The sequence below is a fragment of the Nitrospira sp. NS4 genome, from assembly GCF_049546785.1.
In the GTDB taxonomy this organism is placed as follows: Bacteria; Nitrospirota; Nitrospiria; order Nitrospirales; family Nitrospiraceae; genus Nitrospira_D.
In genome coordinates this window covers 345719-363095 of the sequence record NZ_JBMWAN010000001.1, presented here as the reverse complement: position 1 = coordinate 363095, position 17377 = coordinate 345719, and the positions used below count along the sequence as shown (strand labels likewise).

General features: G+C 62.2%; 12 protein-coding genes. All 12 read right to left on the bottom strand.

The features are described from left to right. Positions 1–83: 83 nt before the first annotated feature. Positions 84–503: a Na-translocating system protein MpsC family protein gene (locus ACO9S2_RS01670; RefSeq protein ID WP_423720045.1), complete on the bottom strand. Its 420-nt coding sequence runs from the start codon at positions 501–503 to the stop codon at positions 84–86. A gap of 306 nt (positions 504–809) precedes the next feature. Next, positions 810–1160, bottom strand: a complete 351-nt coding sequence (locus ACO9S2_RS01665; protein WP_423720044.1) for an isocitrate dehydrogenase — start codon at positions 1158–1160, stop codon at positions 810–812. 34 nt (positions 1161–1194) lie between these two features. After that, the gene (locus ACO9S2_RS01660; protein ID WP_423720042.1) at positions 1195–2211 is read right to left on the bottom strand and encodes an isocitrate/isopropylmalate dehydrogenase family protein; all 1017 of its coding nucleotides are present in this window, start codon (positions 2209–2211) and stop codon (positions 1195–1197) included. Positions 2212–2593: 382 nt separating this feature from the next. Next, complete coding sequence (locus ACO9S2_RS01655; protein WP_423720040.1) at positions 2594–3580, bottom strand: L-threonylcarbamoyladenylate synthase; 987 nt, start codon at positions 3578–3580, stop codon at positions 2594–2596. 106 nt (positions 3581–3686) lie between these two features. Next, positions 3687–5417 (bottom strand): IPT/TIG domain-containing protein, encoded by a 1731-nt coding sequence (locus ACO9S2_RS01650; RefSeq protein WP_423720039.1) that lies wholly within the window; start codon positions 5415–5417, stop codon positions 3687–3689. A gap of 83 nt (positions 5418–5500) precedes the next feature. Then, on the bottom strand, positions 5501–8809 hold the full coding sequence (locus ACO9S2_RS01645; RefSeq protein WP_423720038.1) for a DUF2309 domain-containing protein: 3309 nt from the start codon (positions 8807–8809) through the stop codon (positions 5501–5503). Between the two features lie 243 nt (positions 8810–9052). Beyond that, complete coding sequence (gene cysD / locus ACO9S2_RS01640; protein ID WP_423720037.1) at positions 9053–9850, bottom strand: sulfate adenylyltransferase subunit CysD; 798 nt, start codon at positions 9848–9850, stop codon at positions 9053–9055. A gap of 14 nt (positions 9851–9864) precedes the next feature. Beyond that, positions 9865–12231 carry a hypothetical protein gene (locus tag ACO9S2_RS01635; protein WP_423720035.1) on the bottom strand — a complete coding sequence of 789 codons (2367 nt, stop codon included), beginning with the start codon at positions 12229–12231 and terminating at the stop codon, positions 9865–9867. 18 nt (positions 12232–12249) lie between these two features. Further along, positions 12250–12711: a hypothetical protein gene (locus tag ACO9S2_RS01630; RefSeq protein ID WP_423720034.1), complete on the bottom strand. Its 462-nt coding sequence runs from the start codon at positions 12709–12711 to the stop codon at positions 12250–12252. 6 nt (positions 12712–12717) lie between these two features. Further along, the gene (locus ACO9S2_RS01625) at positions 12718–13707 is read right to left on the bottom strand and encodes an alkaline phosphatase family protein (protein ID WP_423720033.1); all 990 of its coding nucleotides are present in this window, start codon (positions 13705–13707) and stop codon (positions 12718–12720) included. Positions 13708–13976: 269 nt separating this feature from the next. Then, positions 13977–15377 carry a sigma-54-dependent transcriptional regulator gene (locus tag ACO9S2_RS01620; protein ID WP_423720032.1) on the bottom strand — a complete coding sequence of 467 codons (1401 nt, stop codon included), beginning with the start codon at positions 15375–15377 and terminating at the stop codon, positions 13977–13979. Continuing rightward, positions 15374–17362: an ATP-binding protein gene (locus ACO9S2_RS01615; RefSeq protein WP_423720031.1), complete on the bottom strand. Its 1989-nt coding sequence runs from the start codon at positions 17360–17362 to the stop codon at positions 15374–15376. Before ACO9S2_RS01615 ends, ACO9S2_RS01620 begins: the two co-directional genes overlap by 4 nt. Positions 17363–17377 lie beyond the last annotated feature (15 nt).

The following is a 17377-nucleotide window of genomic DNA, read 5'->3' as shown; positions in this document are numbered from 1 at the left end:
GGACTTGGTCAGTGCGTGCGGGGAACGGTACTGGGTCACCGTTGCGGTCGACGTGATGGTCGCTGCCAGCGCATAGACCCAAGTCATGCCAGATGCTCGCTCTCTAATTCGCTGCTGGATGCGGGCGGCAGTACTATATCGAGGCCCTTGGCGAGCCGAATGCTGACTGTATTGATTCCGGACTCGGCATCGAGCCGGGTGGCGAAGCTATCGACCACCACGCCGAGAATACGCTGGAGTTCATTTCCTAGCAGGGTCTGACCCGAGTGGAACGCGGCTGCGTGCATCTGCTGCAATTCGACTCTGCCTTCTGAGGATCGGGCAAGGAGTTGTTCCGCCGGGATTGGGTTACGAGGGGCCAGTGTAACTTCAATCACGTTGTCGGACAAATGAATCTTGGCACGGGAATAGTGCAGATGAAGGTAGTCCCGATGGAAGTTCAGAACCGTCAGCATCACCTGGTATTCCATATCCGCCCTGGATTGTGGTGCAGAGGGGATCATGTCAGTGCTCCGTCACTCATTTGATTCGACGGCCCGTGTCGGGATCTTCCAGTGTGATGCTGAACCGGTCACGCACAAAAGCGTCCTGCTCAGGGGATAAGACCCATGGGTGAGTCTCCTGCGACATCGGGAGTGAGGCGTGCGTTGTCTTTCGCTGGAACGGCCGGACGTCCATGTCTGTGGCTGGGCCGTTGAGGAGTGCCAGGTCGATCATCGCACCCTCCTTTCCAACTGCCGGGTTGGGCTTTCGCCGAGGCGCTGCTGCGAAGGCTGTGTGCCGCCGCAGCAGCGCTTGTCAGGCTATGGTCAGTAGGCTTTGCTGAATCCAGGCTCGCCGTCGTAGTTCCATAACTTCTGAGCCGCCGACCACCACCAGCCCTTCTTGGTCAGCGCGTCCAGGAATGCATTGACATCCGCGTCCTGCACGTCTTTGGTCGCCATGAAGCGGCAGCGGTACCAATTGACCTGCAGCAAGTCGGGGCTGACAAATCCCGGCCAGACTTTCGTGCCCCGGTTGGAAATGAACTCACACTTAAACGCCCCAATGTCATCGAACTTCGGGATGCCGTTCTCGGTAATGATATACATATCGATCCCGACCAATTTGATCTCTTTCTTCTTCTTCGTCGATTTAGCGACTTCTGTAAATGTGGGCATTGGCTTTCTCCTTGTTCAGTCAGTCCTCGTGCGCTCAGGCCTTCGCATGCATCTTGTCGACGATGGCTTGGGCATATTCGTCGGTTGTCGCCGTTCCGCCGACGTCGTACGTCACGTGCTTCCGCTCGTCGAGCACGGCGAACATGGCTTTTTCGATACGGCTGGCGGCGGCCTCTTCCTTTAACCAGCGGAGCATCATGATGCCGGAGACCAGCACGGCCGAGGGATTGACCTTCTTCATGCCGGCGTACTTCGGCGCTGAGCCGTGTACCGCCTCGAAGATCGCGCAGCCGTCGCCGACGTTGGCGCCCGGCGCAAATCCCAAACCTCCCACCAGTCCGGCGCAGAGGTCCGTCAGAATGTCGCCGTACAGATTCGGCAGCACCAGGCAGTCGAACTGAGCCGGATTTCTCACCAGCTGCATGCAGCAGTTATCCACGATGATGTCGCCGGACTCGATGTCCGGATACTTTTTGGCGACCTCACGGAAGGCATCGAGAAAGAGGCCGTCGGTCATCTTCATGATGTTGGCCTTGTGGACGCAGTAGATCTTCTTGCGCCCGTTGGCCTTGGCCCACTTAAACGCAAAGTCCGCAATGCGATAGGAGCCAGGCCAGGTAATGACTTTCAGACATTGCGCGACTTCGTCGGAGACCATGTGCTCGATGGCGGCATAGCAGTCTTCGGTGTTCTCGCGGAAATTGATGATGTCGATCTTATCCCAGGGCCGCTTGAGCACCGGGATCAACTTGGCCGGACGCACATTGGCGTAGAGATCGAAGACTTTGCGGAGTGTCACGTTCGCGCTCTTGTGACCGGTTCCAATCGGCGTCGTCGTAGGGCCCTTCAGCGCGACTTTGTTCTTCGCGATGTTTTGAATCGTTTTGTCCGGCAAGAGGGTGCCATACTTGTCGAGACAGTCGAGCCCGATGTCTTCGTACTCCCACTTGATGTTGACCCCGCTGGCATCGATGACCAGCCGCACCGCTTCGCAAATTTCCGGGCCGGTGCCTTCTCCCGGTAACATCGTCACGACATGCTGTGTACCCATTGATGAACCTCCCTTAAGCAGCAAGGGCAATCGGACCATCCGTTCCCTTGACGGGTCATGATTGCAAATCAGATTCCAGAATGACTGATGGCTGCGCAGCGAACGGATGGCCGAATGTACTCAGCAATTGCATGGTTCAGAAGGATCGGGAGTTCGCATGGCGTGCCCGTTGTCCAGTAGGCAAGGGAATACCCGTGCATCTACACACTGACTGCACGGTGGGCTGTGCGGTGATGCTCGAAAAGACTCGTCGTGAGACGGTGGGAACGGCCGACATTCAAGAGCCGAGAGTGACGGCGCCGATGGCAGCGGTGCATCTGTCGGGGAGGGTAAGGCCTCAGTGACAGAACAAGCTGTTCACTGTGCCCTGCTGATACAAGCGTTAGTTGGCGGGTGTTGCACAGCGTCGCAGCCGGTCCATGATCGCCAGTCCCAGGCCTCGCTCGTCGCAGGACTCGGCGTACAGGCGGTCGAGGCCTAGTGCATCCAGACGGCGCAAAGCCGCGAATAAATTCCGCGCGGCCTCCCGCAAATCGCCGGTCGCCGAGAGCACTTCGATGGCAGAGAGTCTGTCGTCCCTGTGATTCGGCTGCGATATGGCGAGCAGGCCAACGCGTTCATGGTCAGGCGCCATGAGTTCGATTCCGGGATCGGCAAGAATAGTCATCGGGGTGAGGGTTGCATAATGGCGGGGGAGGTGGCCCGGCGCTGTCAGGGTCTGGTTGGGCGTTGCTCGCACGACCGGGCCAATGACTTTTCGGAGCGCTGCGATCGTAATACTCCCCGGGCGGAGGAGTTCCGGCCAGGTTCCGCCCATCGATACGATGGTGGACTCGACACCAATCGGGCACGGCCCTCCGTCGAGAATCAGGTCGACGCGATCGCCGAGCCCATCCACGACATGTTGCGCGCATGTCGGACTGACGTAGCCGAACGGGTTGGCGCTGGGTGCGGCAATCGGGACACCCGCTTCCCGGATCAGCGTCTGTGCGACCGGATGAGAAGGCATCCGGACTGCAACGGTGGGGAGACCCGCCGTCACGAGATCGGGAACCCGCGCGTGCTTCGGTAGGACGAGCGTCAGCGGGCCGGGCCAGAACGCCTCCATGAGCCGGCGCTCGCGCGTCGACAGGAGCGGGATCAGCGTCTCCAGCGCCGATCGATCGGCAATGTGCACGATAAGAGGATCGAACGATGGCCGTTGCTTGGCCTCGAAGATACGCGTTACTGCATCGGGATTCAGAGCATCGCACCCGAGCCCGTATACCGTTTCGGTCGGGAATGCGACAAGACCGCCGTTCCGGATCACGCCGGCGGCCAGCCGAAGGGACTCAGGATTCGATGCGGGCAGTACTTGAGCAGCCGCCATTATGATGACCAAGAGGGGGTGAGTGGATGTTGCATCAGCGCACTGATTGTGTCACCGTTCAACCGTATGACCCTCCCTCCTTTCGCCTTTCACCCCACGGTGTGCTTTATTGACTGGTGCTGGCATCCGGCCGATTGTTATTCCAATAGCCGGCGTCCGGCAGACCCTTCGCCTCGATCGTAAACTGCCCGGCTTCAATGGTCAGCCATTGCTTCTGCGTGCAGCAGGTCCCGTCCGGCAACACATCCCACGAGCCTCGCCGGACCACCAACGGCCCGGTCGAAAGGTCGTCGAAGAACGCCCCGCGCTTCCCGATCCCATAGAGGTTCCGATGGGGCACCTTCACCACGATCTCCGTATCGGTCCAGGATTGCACCAGCGCCGCCGCGCCATTGAAGAGCACTTCCGTCCGCGACACGTTGGAGATGACCGTACTGCCGGAATCCGGCTCGTTGATCTCCACGTCCAGCCGCCGCTTATAGGCCTTCCGACTCAATTCCAGCCCGGTGTGTTCCGCCGTCTTTAAGAACGTCCCGAACCCCTTGCCCTTGATCGTCACCAGCTCGTCTAACCCGGCGGACTTCGGCTCGTAAGACTCCACCACCGGTGTGACCAGGGTGAACGTGCCGGCCTCGGTGACGAGTTCGCCGCGCTCCTGACAGCAGGACCCGTCCGTCTTCGGCGTGGTCGCGCTGCGATAGATGCGCACCGGGCCGCTCTTCACACTGAACGGCACCCACACGTCGATCCGGTCGTCGTTCCACCGGTAGATCACCGCCGGCACTCCGCCGATCTCGACACGATTCTCGCCTTTATTGAAATCCATGAAGCTGTAGGGTGTGGAGCCGCTTTCGGAGTAGAACCCGAAATGCTCGCCATCGATCCGGAGCAGCGTCCCGATCGGGGCACTGGCCGGCGTCATGGACAGAGCCTTGGGCACATGCACGGTAAACGTCCCAAGCGTCCGCTCACGCCCCTGGCGTTTCAGCACCAGCGGCCCGGTCTCCGCGCCCAGGGGCACGTGGGCCACAATCACATCATCTTTCCACTGGGCGATCGTCGCGAGGTGGGTCCCGATCACCACGGCATCCTCGGCCCCCTTGGTCCCGAACCCTTGGCCGAATAACACCACCTTCGTGCCGATCGGCCCGCTCATCGGATCGACGCGGACACTGGAGACCAGCGCCAGCGGGACGGCATTGCTCGCCAGGTACTCCACCGGTGCACAGCAGGCCCCATCGGGGAGCGGATCGGAGGAGGCCAACCGCACCACGACCTCGCCGGGCGCCGCATTCGTGGGAATCTCCACTTCGATTGTGTCGTCTTTCCACCGGCGGGGCCGTACCACCACGCCTCCGATGACCACGTCGTTGACGCCGAACATCGTATTGGGATCGCGTGCGCCGGCCGTGGCGCCGAAATGCTCGCCGGTAATCGTCACCATCGTGCCGCGCTCGGCCTCCGTGGGCGTGATGGACTCGATGCGCGGCGTCACGACCGCGAACGTGCCGGCGGAGAGTTTCTTCTTCCCGATCACCATTTCGACCGGACCGGTCGTGGCCTTGAACGGCACCTTGACCTCGACCAGATCGGATTCCCAGCGCTGGATCAGCGCCGGCACCCCGGCAAACGTGACTTTATTGAACTGGACGGATTTGAATGAGCCCAACCCCTTGCCGCTCACGACGACTGTCGCGCCGGGGGGCGCGTGATGCGGTTCGATCATAAGGTGTTGAGCGGACGCGCTAACGTCCTGAAGGATTCCGGTAAGCCCGAGCGCGATGAACAAAGCCGTCATTCCCCACGGTCTCCGGTACAGACTCATCAATCGACTCATAGGGACTCCTCGATCGTGTGGTGTACAGAAATCCATTGTTCCTCCGTTTTCAGCCCGAATGTGCTGTGACTTCTGGCGGCTAACTATAATCCTGAACGAGGCATGAGGGCCTGTTCCGGAGACACGTACATCTGCCCGGCGCCGACGCTAACGAGTTGCGCGGCGGGCTCCAGAATGACCGGGGCCCAGCCTCCCGCGCCGTCGTATCGGTAGTATGTTCGTGTCTCAGGTTCCAGCACGATCAGGCGAAGCCAGTGATTATGAAACAGGGTCTCCAGAAGCGGTTGCCTGGCGATGATGGCAGCCACTCGCGCCCGCGGCGCCTCGATAATTGCGGTGAGACGGAGCGGATCGTGATAGGGCGTTGCGCCGTTCATCACCGACTGAACAGGGAGCCCCATGCGGAGGTCGCTCTGGTTGCCGGTCATGACACCGATACGGCCGGTCACATTGTGATACACCTTGCTGCCGCTTCCGTAGGTGTCAGGCGCCACCGTCGAGAAATAGTATTCGCTGTTGATCCATTGCGCCACGATTAACGGCGCCGTCATGATGATCTCGAGCAGTTTGCCGTCCGGATCGGCCCCATGGTCATAGGAATGGAGAAACGCGCGCCCCTCCAGATTGTGACCGGTCGTCAAGTGGCGGTTGCCGATAATGAACCAGCTGTTTCCGGCGAGGCCCCATTCCGGACGGACTTGAGCCCAGTCGAGGCTGCGCCGTTCGATCGCACGGAGCGCCGCGTCCTGCACCGGCTCCATGCTATCGCCGGTGAGTCTCCCGTACCGTTCCAGGGCCGCTTCGGCGCCGGCCATCGCGATGTCCTCCAATACCTGCGTCAGTTCTTTGCGGTGCGTAGAGGGCACGTCCTCCAGGTCGCCGACGGTGAGACGGTCAGTCGTCGTGTCATGGCGCGCCGCGACAAAATGGGTATCGCCGGGAATGACGAACCCCCGCTTTGCCAACAGCTCTCGAACCTGAGGCCGGTTAGCGATCGTGGCAAATACCCGGGCGTTGGGCAGTCCCTGGCTGCCGCCGCAGGCGCCGCAGTCGAGCGCTGATTCGTAGGGGTTGTTGTGGGAGGTGCTGCCATGTCCGCACAGAAAGACCAGTCGCGAGAAGGATGATGTGAGTCCCATCAATCTCAGCGAGGTTTCCACGTAATAGGCCTGCTCGTTGGGACTGAACCCGGTGCGGGTAATGCGGTCGATGCGTGCCGCGGTGTCCAGTCCCGTCATGCGGCATTCGCGACGGAGATCCTCGAGGACTTGGGCCTCGCGAGCCGGCCCGAGCACGAGCAGATGGCCGAGTTCCCCCGGGATCACGGAGGATCGCGGGGTCTCGGACAAGGCCTGCAGCCGGATGTTCTCCAGCCGTTGCGGCGTCAGCAGCGCCCCCTCCACGTGATGGTGCGTTCTGAGCCACCGCAAGATTCGCATCCGTTGCTCCGCCGCGACCATCTCATGGGCTTCGGAAGTGGTGAGCTTATCCACTGTCAGAGACGTGGCGACGGGCGGCATCAGCGTGCGTCCGACCCATGCGGCGATCCGGTGATACCAGCGTGGGAAGAGCGTTTTCCCCAGTAACGCCCAGCCGAAGAACCACCCCACTGCTTCGACCATGACGTACGGGGTGATGACGTTATGCTTCAGATCATGCAGGAGTTCCTGCCCGGCTTTCACCGTAGAAACGGTCGCTCTGCGCCTCCGGGCCGTCCCGCCGTCATAGGTCCGAGGGACTTCCCGCAAGACGTGCTTGGGTTTCAGTAGGACCGGGCACAGTGCGGTCTCGTGCGGGTCGTCCAGAGACCGGTACGAGACAGGGAGGCCGAAGAAGCCGGCAAAGCCATACGTTTCATAACCGCCGCGCTGTTCGAGTCGGCGACGGAAGACTTCAGATCGGACGTCGATGCAGAAGACAAACTGCGCCAACGGTCTTGCCGGAGCAGACAGTTCCGTCCTCACCTCTTGTGATTCGGCCGGAGTCAGTCTTGCGAGCACGGTCCGTTCGGCGGTCCGTTCGGCGGCTTCCAGCCATCGCCTGCTTCGCTCAGGGGCAGGGAACCCGCTCAGCCACGTTGTGAGTTTCTCGCGCACGTCAGGAGAAGCTCCCGTAACGTGTTCCGAGGCGATGCCCAGGGCGTCGGCAAGGCGTGCAAGGGCTTGCGTGCTTACCTGGTGCGAACGGGCCCGCCGGCTGTCCTGTTGCTGGGCGTACCACCGTTGCCCCGTCTGCTCCCATTCCTCGGGCCGCGCCGGCCTCCACCGGCGGCGGAGCCGTCGGGCTTCGGCGACAGCCTGCGTAGGAGCCAGTCCTGCCTGTAGCACACGCCTGAACCAGAGGGCATGGGGGTGACGGCGTGAATAGGCCTGGATGGCCTGGAAGTCTCCCGGGCAGCCGAGCGCTGAGGGGCAGGCGAGGGCCACCAACTCGCGTTCGTAGAACAGGCGGACAGCGAGATATTTGACCAGGTCAATGCGATAGGCCTCCTGCCAGGGGTCCGATGTCTGGTCGGCGCGCCATTTGATGTAGCCCGACCAGCCGGGCAGGGCCGCCAGATGGAGGGACAGATATTCCTGCCAGAGGGCGATCGGGACCCGCATCATGTGGAGGGATTGCAGCAAGGCATCTTCCGGGCGGTCTGAGAGCGATCGAATCTTTTCCGCTCGCTGCCTGATGCCCAGGAGTGAGAGCGTCCAGTCGTATTGTGCTGAATGTTTCCAGGCCCGGAAAAATGTCTCTTCCCGATGAGGCATCGACCAGGCCGCTTCTCCTTCGTCACAGAACGCGACGCACCACTTGATCAGCTCGCGGTCTATCCGCTCCGCAATGCGGGTACCGAGGGTGCGGTCGCACCAGGTGGCCATGGTTTCGCGAAATGGCCATTCATCGGAGGGGGGGTGAATGCGGTCCTGGCTTCTTTCCCCACGATAGGTCGGAAGGATTTGTTCCATCCAGGATTCCAGCAGCTTCACCGCTCGTTCCTCGTCCACTTGGGCGGGAGATGACGTCTGTGTGAGGCGCTCCGAGGGCTCGACATCATGAACCAGCGCTGCCCGGAGGACGTCACGGTGGGAGAGGGTACGGCTGCCCACTCCCACGGGGCCATCAGTTGCCAGCGGGGTCAGTACCTGGTCGATGGCATCGTCGGAGATACGTCCTGCACGATAGGCCTCACGATAGAGCTGAGGTGCCAAGTAGCCGGATCCGCCGAAAAGCTCAGTCCCCCGTTGAACGGCTTCGGAAAAAGGCAGGTGCTCAAGTCCCTGCAGCGGGTTGCGGGAGATGAACGTTCGCATCGGCCAGAGCCGCGCCACGACTTCTCCGGCCAGGTTCACGTACGAGCGTAACTCCATGCGGTCGGTGTCAGTGTAGTGGTGTATGTGGTTCATGGTTCCCCCGTGATGACTGCATGGCAAAGCAAGAATGAGGCCGATCGGTGTGTGATGGAGAGAGCGCTGTGTTTGCAGGGAATTCCCGAAAGAACAACCAGGCCGGATCCACTTGGCGGTGTAATGCGCAATGGGCAAGCCTGTTCGGCAGTGCAGGGACGCACGCGAGTGCAAGTGCGCACGGTATGGATCGGTAGCAGCAGGTGACGGTAGCGGGGGTGGTCGTGCCGGAGAAGGTGCCGCTTACATGTGGCCCAATTTCCTGAGCGTTTCCATCCCGCGCCCTTCATCCTGCGCGCGGCCGGACCGCTCGGCGACTGTTGTGCTGCGCAGTTCGGTGATGATGTGCGGGATAGTGGTGGCACAGGAGTTCACTGTGCCCGTGCAGGGCACGCATCCCAGGCTGCGATAGCGGGTCCCATTGCCTCGGTCAAAATACAAGGTGGGGAGGGGAATCCGTTCCAGCTCCAGATACTCCCAGATATTCAGCTCCGTCCAGTCGAGTAGCGGGTGCACGCGCACATGAGAACCGGCGGGAAACGTCGTGTTGTATTGATCCCAGAGCTCCGGGGGCTGGTCGCGAAAGTCCCATTCGCCGTGCTTGTCCCGCAATGAGAAATAGCGCTCTTTGGCCCGCGTGCCTTCCTCGTCGGCGCGAATCCCCAGAATGACCGCCGTCCACTGGTGCTTCGCGATAGTCTGTTTCAGCGCCTCAATCTTCATCGCCGTGCAACAGGTGACACGGCCCTGGTCCGGGCCCATGCCCCCGGCCAGTGCCTCGCGGTTCTGGCCGACGACGAGATCGATGTGCCAGTCTTTGGCGAGCCGATCGCGATAGTCGATCAACTCCGGGATTTCATAGCCGGTATCGATGTGCACGAGCGGAAAGGGAACGTGACCGAAGAAAGCCTTTCGAGCGAGCCACAACAGCACGGTCGAGTCCTTGCCCATCGACCAGAGCATGGCGAGGTCGTCGAAGTGCTTATAGGCTTCACGAAGAATGTAGACGCTCTGATCTTCCAGCGCTCTCAGGTGTTGCACGGGCATACTCCTCTTCAATAGGCCGCCGGTCCGGAGAGCGTGCGATTCGACACGAGGTCGAGCAGATGCAGTCCGTCGAATTGTGCCGCTGTCCGCCCCACTGTAATCAGTCCGATCGATCCCTCCTGCGTGATCCACTCGTCCGCCACGGCGGCGACCTGGGCTCCATCGACAAACACGCTCAGGCGTCCGCGATCCAGGTGCAGGAAGTTGATCCGTTGAACCCGCAGGCTGTGCCAGGGACGCGGGGCGAGCTTCACGGTGATGTCTCCCAGTACGGTCGTGCGGCCGTCGGTGACGCGCCTGGTGGTCAGCTTGCCGGTGGAGGGATTGAGCGTGACCGAATAGAAGTTCTTGCTGTCGCGTACCGCCAGCGCGATTCCGGCTTCGCCGCCGCTGCCCGGCGACAGTTCTGCCATCTGCACGGTGGCGTCCGGATAGGTGGTGCGGATGCGCTCGGCCAACAGGAGATGGGCGCAGTCATCGGTCCCGCAGGGGCGGTCCTGGATGACCAGTTTGTTCGCCACGGGGAGCTGACGGTCAGCCTGCACGCGCCAGCCTGAGGCTTCCGCTCCGGGTGTGCTGAGCGCGACGAATCCTGCCGGCATTGATTCGGGAGTGTCCTGCTCGAAGTTCCACTGCCAGACGATATCTTGCTGCGGCGGCTTGGCATGGACTTCGACATTGAGCACATCGGGTGCCCGGACCGGGGTGGGGAGGGTGACGCGCTGGCCATCCTGGACCAGGGCTTTCACCACATCGTTTCCGACGAGGTAGGGCCACAAGCCGGTTACGCCGCTCAGGCGCTCGTGATGGTCTTTCACGGTCTGGAGGCGCGCCTGCAGGCCATCGGGCGTTCTGGTAAAGGACAGGGCCTCGCCAAGAAGCAGGGCTTGAGCCGGTACCAATCGCGCGATCGGGGTATCGGCCAGTTCCATCGCCTGGCGCGCTTCGTCCTGAGCCTGCTGCAGCCAGGGATGATCATAGCGCCGCTCCCAGCTGACCCATTGAATGCGGTCCCAGGCGAGGTCCGCAAGCAGCCGGCTGCGTGCGGGCAGGTCCTCTGTCCTGGTGGCGCGCAAGAGGGACTCATGGAGCGCGAGGGCCGCCGGCACATCGTTATTCCACCGGTGCAGCACTCCCAGTTGACGCTGTAAATCCGGTGACGCGGTTCCGGTTCCGACGGCCGCTTCAAGCGCTTGGAATGCGGCATAAAAGGCTTCCGCTGCCGGTGAATGTCCGACGGCGACGTCGGTCAATTCCTGGCGCCATGTCTGTGCCTGCAGATTCCAGTACAGCTCCGCCACTTGCCGCTTCATGGCGTCATCAGGCGCGCCGATCCCGGCCTTGGCCAGTCCTTCGCGGAGAAAGGCCTCGAACTCAAGTGTGCCCAGCTGGCCGTTGACGTACGGATCGCTTGGATCGAGGAACAACAGGGATGCAAACAGCGCCCGCTTCTCTTGCTTGTCCGCCGTCAGTTCCGCTTGCTTGAGTACGGCGGTGTAACGCTCGCCTGCCAGGGCGCGCGTCCACCATCGTGCGGAGCCCAGGACGAAGTGCCCTCTGATCTCCGGCTGAAGGGACGCGTCGGTCGGGTTGATGCCATAGGATGTGGCGGGAATCCGTGGCGCATCGCGGAGCGCTTCATTGATGACGGCGCGATCTTCCGCATAGCCGAGGCGGCGCAGGTTGCTGGCGACGACCAGCCGGATGACGACACTGTGGACCGGCTGGTAGCGGCGAGCCGATCCGCTCGCCCACCAGACTTCATTGGGCGCCAGGGCGATGGGCGCGGCGAAGGGATCCGGGTAGGTGACGGCCAATTCGACCAGCGTGCCGCCGACTGTGGTCGGCGCGGCGGTTCCCCGACCGATTGCGATGGGACGTGTCGGGGAGACAGTGCGGAGTTCGACCGTCGGAGGCGTTTTGAGACTGGACCGGACCGCAGTGGGCGACAGGAAGAGCGCGGGTGGATAGTCCTTCCAGAGGCTGGCATGGCGATGGGTTTCTGACAACAGGCCGAGGCCGCGTCCGCGCGCAGTCGGTCCGAGCACGCCCGGTTCGGAGGTGTCTTCGATCATGGCGCGATAGGCGTTTATAGTGTCGTCGTAGCAGGCGCGTGCGATCTGTGACCGGGTTTCCTGCGACCCCGCTGCCGCGCCCCGGATGCGGCTGAGGCAGCCTAAATCGAGGCGCGCCCAGTCCTCGGCGCGGCCCGCTGAGAACGCCTCGGCATACCGCAACGCCAGGCGGGCCGATTCGTCCGCGCGGGCTTTCCCCCGCGCCTGTCCGGCCGACGCAAGCCCGCTGTGAGGCAGGGGCGTTCCGATCGCTACCAGCAAAACAAGGAGACACTTTCCGATCAGTCGTGGTGTGTGCATAGCGCCTCGATGGGTTCCTTATGGAGTAAGTGAATAGTCGGTCTTCCCCCCGTGCGGGTAGGTTCGTTTGCAGCGCACGATCAGAACCGGTGTTCCTCGGCCGCCCACACATTCATCGAGAGAGGGCGGGTAGGCGACCGTTCCTTTCTGCGAGACCTCAAAAGGGAAATCGAATGTGAAGCTGATAAATTTGTAGGGTCCCGGTTTCAGGTGAAGCACCCGGGTCTCCGTCGTCCGAAAGGCATCGGACGTTTCCGGATCGGATGTCCAGATCGATGGAGTCACGCCTGGCACGTGCCACCAACTTTGCGACACGATCGCCGTCGCATCGATCGTAATGGCATACGTCTGTTCGTCCGTCTGGAGTTGTTCTGCCTGTGCCGGAAGCCCCCTGCCGGCACAGACCAGCAGGCCGGTGAGGATGACGGCCACCAGCGCCGGGGTTTCCCCGATGGACCGTTTGTGTATGCATGCAGTCATAGGCGCCTATCGTCCTTTCGCCGAAGTCGTGGCGACGCCGGGCGCGTCGCGAAAGATTTCCTCGACCGCACGGCTTTCCCACTCGGTATGTGTCTCAAGTCGGAAGGCCCGCAGCACCGTGGCGCCGGTATCGACGATGGAGACGGGCTGGCGAATCGCATGTCCGTTCTTGATCCCGGCTCCGGAGGCAATCCAGGGAACGGGCGATGAGGCCGCGGTGGATTCCCCCTGCGCCGCGCCGGTTCCGCTCAACGACGTCACGAACACCGTGGTGCGTGCGAGCAATCCGTGGTCTTTGAAAATCGCCAGCACCGACTTCATGGCCTGATCCACTGACCGGAGCGCTGTGCGATAGCCCCCTGAGGACCAGCCGTGTTCCATGCCGGCACGAGCCCCATCCGGCAGATGCACGACAAGGAAATGCGGCAGTCCGAGAATCGCATGGCCGTATCCTTCTCCGCTGGCTGCTTTCCTCACGTACTGCTTGATGTAGGACACCAGCCGTTCCGGGCTGCATTCCGGCTTGAGCGGTCCGCACACCTGATAATCCGTATAGGGTTCCGGTTTTGCCAGCTGGTAGAGCGACTCGTCCATGAAGAAGATGGCGCTGTCCCGACCGCCGCTGAGGTCGAGATAGTCGAAGACTGTCGGAGGTCTCGGATAGCCCCGGCTGAATTCGAACGTGTCCCAGGTGATGCCGTGCTTGCCAACGGGAAGTCCGGTGAGGAGCGAGGCCATTGCGGGGAGACGGTGTGGGGGGGCGACCGTGCCGGCCGACCAGGTCGCGGCTCCTTCTTTGGCCAGCCGCGAGAGGGCAGGCATCGGTCCGGTCTTCAAGGATTGCCGGTCAACCCCTTCCAGGACAAATAAGATCACATGGTCCGCGGCAGCGGAGGGCAGCGGCGCCGGATGGCCTGGAGGGGCGGCTTCGGATTCCGGGTGGTGTACGAGCAGGCCGATTACGATCAAGACGAAAATTATGAGCCTCAGGGTCATCGCGGCCTCCAGATTGGACTCGCGCCGTTTTGTTTCGGAGAGAACATCAGTTCTTCACCGTCGAGCGTGGCGCGTCGATGCCGGATCAATGCAATCGCCGGTCCTGATGTCCAGGGCGATCAGGAGGTCAGATCGCGTGTGATTTCAGAGGAAATTGACGGGTGTGGCGTTCGCTGGTTTGAATCAGGGATGGTGATCTCTGCAGGCGTGTGCGCGGGCGCACGGCCGGATTGGCGATGCGGTGCGCCAGCGCTCGACCTCGGTTGGATCTACGGTTTCCGGCGCCGGTCGAGCATCCAACGGGTGATGCCGAGGTGCTTGGCCGCGAGGGTTTTGTTGCCGTCGGAGCGCCGAAGGACTTCGGCAATGATGCGGTCTTCCAGATCCGAGAGCGTTTGTTCGCCGAGCTGAAACGTCAGGTGGACCCGGTTCGGGTCGTCCGGTGCGGGAACTTCCGGCGCGGGAAGGGGCTTGGTGTGACTACTCGTGGAATGATCGGCTTGTACCTCGGCTGGAAAATTTCCGGATTCGAGCGAATCGCCCGGGCAGAAGAGCACGGCCCGCTCGATGAGATTGCTCAATTCGCGAACGTTACCGGGAAAGGCATAGCGGCGCAGGAGGGCTTTGCCGCTCTCTCCGATCGTGCGCACCGGCTTTTTGAGGGCGATGGCGGAGCGGGCCATGAATTGTTCGGCGAGAGGGATGATGTCTTCGCCTCGGTCGCGAAGCGGCGGGACGGTCAACGTGACCACGTTCAATCTGAAGTAGAGATCCTCGCGGAACTCGCCTTTTGCCACGGCCTCTTTGAGATTGCGGTTGGTTGCCGCCATGAACCGGACATCCACCGGGATGGTCGCCGATCCCCCGACGCGGCGCAGGGTCCGCTCTTCGATGACGCGGAGCAGCTTGGCCTGTAACGGGAGCGGCAGGTCGCCGATCTCGTCGAAGAGGACCGTTCCGCCCTCGGCCATCTCGATCAATCCGGCCTTTCGTCCCAGGGCGCCGGTGAAGGATCCTTTTTCATGCCCGAACAATTCGCTTTCGAACAGCTCGCGGGGGATCGACGGACAGTCCACCTCGATGCAGGGTTTCTGTCCCCTGGCGCTGTTGTAGTGAATGACGCGGCTCATATACTGCTTGCCGGTGCCGGTTTCGCCCTGGAGCAGCACGGTGACCCGGTCGGTGTTGGCCAGTTCCCGGAGCTGACTCAGGAAGGCCTGCGTAACGGGGCTTCTGGCGATAATCCGATCCAGCGCGTACCGTTCCGCGTCCTGCCCGCTCTGTAACCGGACCTGGCGTTGCAGGGTGAGCAGTTCGGTGGCGCGGCGGAGCGCATGCTGCAAGTCCTCCATATCGATCGACTTGGCGACGAAGTCGAAGGCGCCGAGCTTCGTGGCTTCCACCGCATCCTTGACGGTTCCCCTCGCCGTCAAGAGAATGACCAGCAGATTGGGGGATGTCTGTTTGACCCGGGCCAGCACATCGAGCCCCGAGAGGTTCGGCATGACCAGGTCGAGAATGAGGATGTCCGGTTCAAACGAGCGCAGCAGCGCGAACGCCTCTTCGCCGGAGCCGGCTGTCTGCACGATATAGCCCTGATCGCTCAGCCGGAGCGCAAAGGCCTCGCGAACCGAGGGCTCGTCTTCTACCAGTAATAGTTGCCAGGTCATGCGAGGCCTTGTGCTCCAACAGGCAGCCACACATCGACCACGGCGCCGCTGCCCGGCGGGCTGCTGATGGCCAGCTGTCCGCCATGGCGCTCGACGATGTCATGCGTGATCGTCAGCCCGAGTCCGACGCCCTTGGCCTTGCCGTTGGTAAAGAAGGGTTCGAAAATCCGCTGTAAGTTGTCCGGGGCGATGCCCTTGCCGGTGTCCGAGAAGCGGAGGAGAACCCCGGCGCCGCGCTTGGTTTCAGGACTGATCGTGATCGCCAGCTCGCCTCCGTCGGGCATGGCATCGATCGCATTCATGGTGATGTTCAGACACACCTGCTGAAGATGGGCGCGCGAGGCCTCGACCATCGGCAGGTTGTTCGCAATGGTCTTCCGCACGGCGATGCGCTGTTTGGACAGATTGGGACGGAGCAGGGCCAGCGTGTCGTCGATGAGCGAGGGCAGATCGCAGGGCCGAAGATCGAACGGCCGCGGTCGCAACTGTCCCAGGTGCGATTCGAGCAGTTCGTCGATCCGCGCCGCCTCGCGCGCGATAAGGCGGCAGCGGTCTCTGGCGGACTGGGGGAGCTGGCTCTGCTCGGCCAGATGGGTGGCGAGGCTGCCGAGGCCGATCAGGGGATTGCGTACTTCATGCAAGATCCCTCCGGCCAACTGTCCGACGAGCTTGACCTGTTCGGTATGGCGCAGCGCTTCCAGCATCTGTTCCCGTTCGCTCAAGTCGGTGAGGATGGCCATATAGAATTGGGTGGTGCCGTCCCGGTCCTTCACGGGGCTGACGCTTTCCCAGACCAAGAATTCAGACCCGTCTTTGCGCCGGTTGACGAAGCGGTCGGCGAACGGCTGGCCTGCGCGAATCGCTTGCCAGAGCCGATCGTAGAAGTCCGGCGTATGCTTGCCGGATTTCAGGATGCCGGGACGCTGCCCGAGGGTCTCCTCGCGGCGCCAGCCCGTCATCCGTTCGAGGGCGGGGTTCCATTCCAGGATGCGGCCGTCGGTGTCGGTGAGCATGATGCCGTCCTGCGCCGACATGAAGAGCCGGTGATAGAGATCCCGCTGGGTGTCGGCACGCCGCCGCCGTTCCAGGACCGTGGCCACCGTGTTCGCGACGGCGCAGAGGAATTCCCGCTCTTTCCCGGTGAAGTCTCTGACCTGTTTCGAATGAGCCGTCATGACCCCGTAGACGCGGTCTTCGACCAGCATCGGGACGCACATGCCGGCGATGCCGCCATGTTCCGTGAGGAGCTTCGACGGGGTAAACCGGGTTTCGTTCCGGAGGTCCCGCACGACCACGGGCACGCGCTCGCGAATGGCAAAGCCGGCTTGAGAATGCGTGCCGCCCTCGATCGTCAGTTTGCCGATCAGCTCCTCTTCGAGGCCGATCCCCGCCACGACGGCGAGGTGATCGTCGGACTCCCTCGCGATCAGGATCTTGCAGAGCTCGACGCCCAGAGCGTGCGCCGTATGTCGCACCGCCTCGTTCATCAGGTCTTGAGCCGAGGCGTCGCTGACGGCAAGGGTTCCAATTCTGGCCAGCACCGTTTGGAACCGGGCGACCTGGGAGGCTTCATGCGCGAGGATGGTCCGCTCCGTCACGTTCTGCAGGACGAGGAGCACGCCGGTATCCCCGTGGTAGGGAACCACGTTGAATCGGCAGTCATAAATCAGCGGCTGTCCGTCACGACCTGTCAGGTGATAGGTCATGGTCCCGCGAGTCCCCAGGGACTCTTCATTCCACGCGAGCGCGTCGGCGAATAAGCGTGACCGCAAGGAGCCACCGGACTTCGAGGAAGCAAGATCCTCCTTGGCAGGGGTCTCGACCAATTCACCGAATTGCGCATTTTCAAAAATCAGGATGCCGCGCGCGATCAGGCAGAGCCCTCCCTCGATGCAGTCGCTGACCCACGCCAGAATTTCAGCGGCGGCGACTTCCGGTTTTGCGACGGCAGGTTCGCGGGAACTGCCGGGTTGTACGGACGGCATAGCGGTGGCACCTAC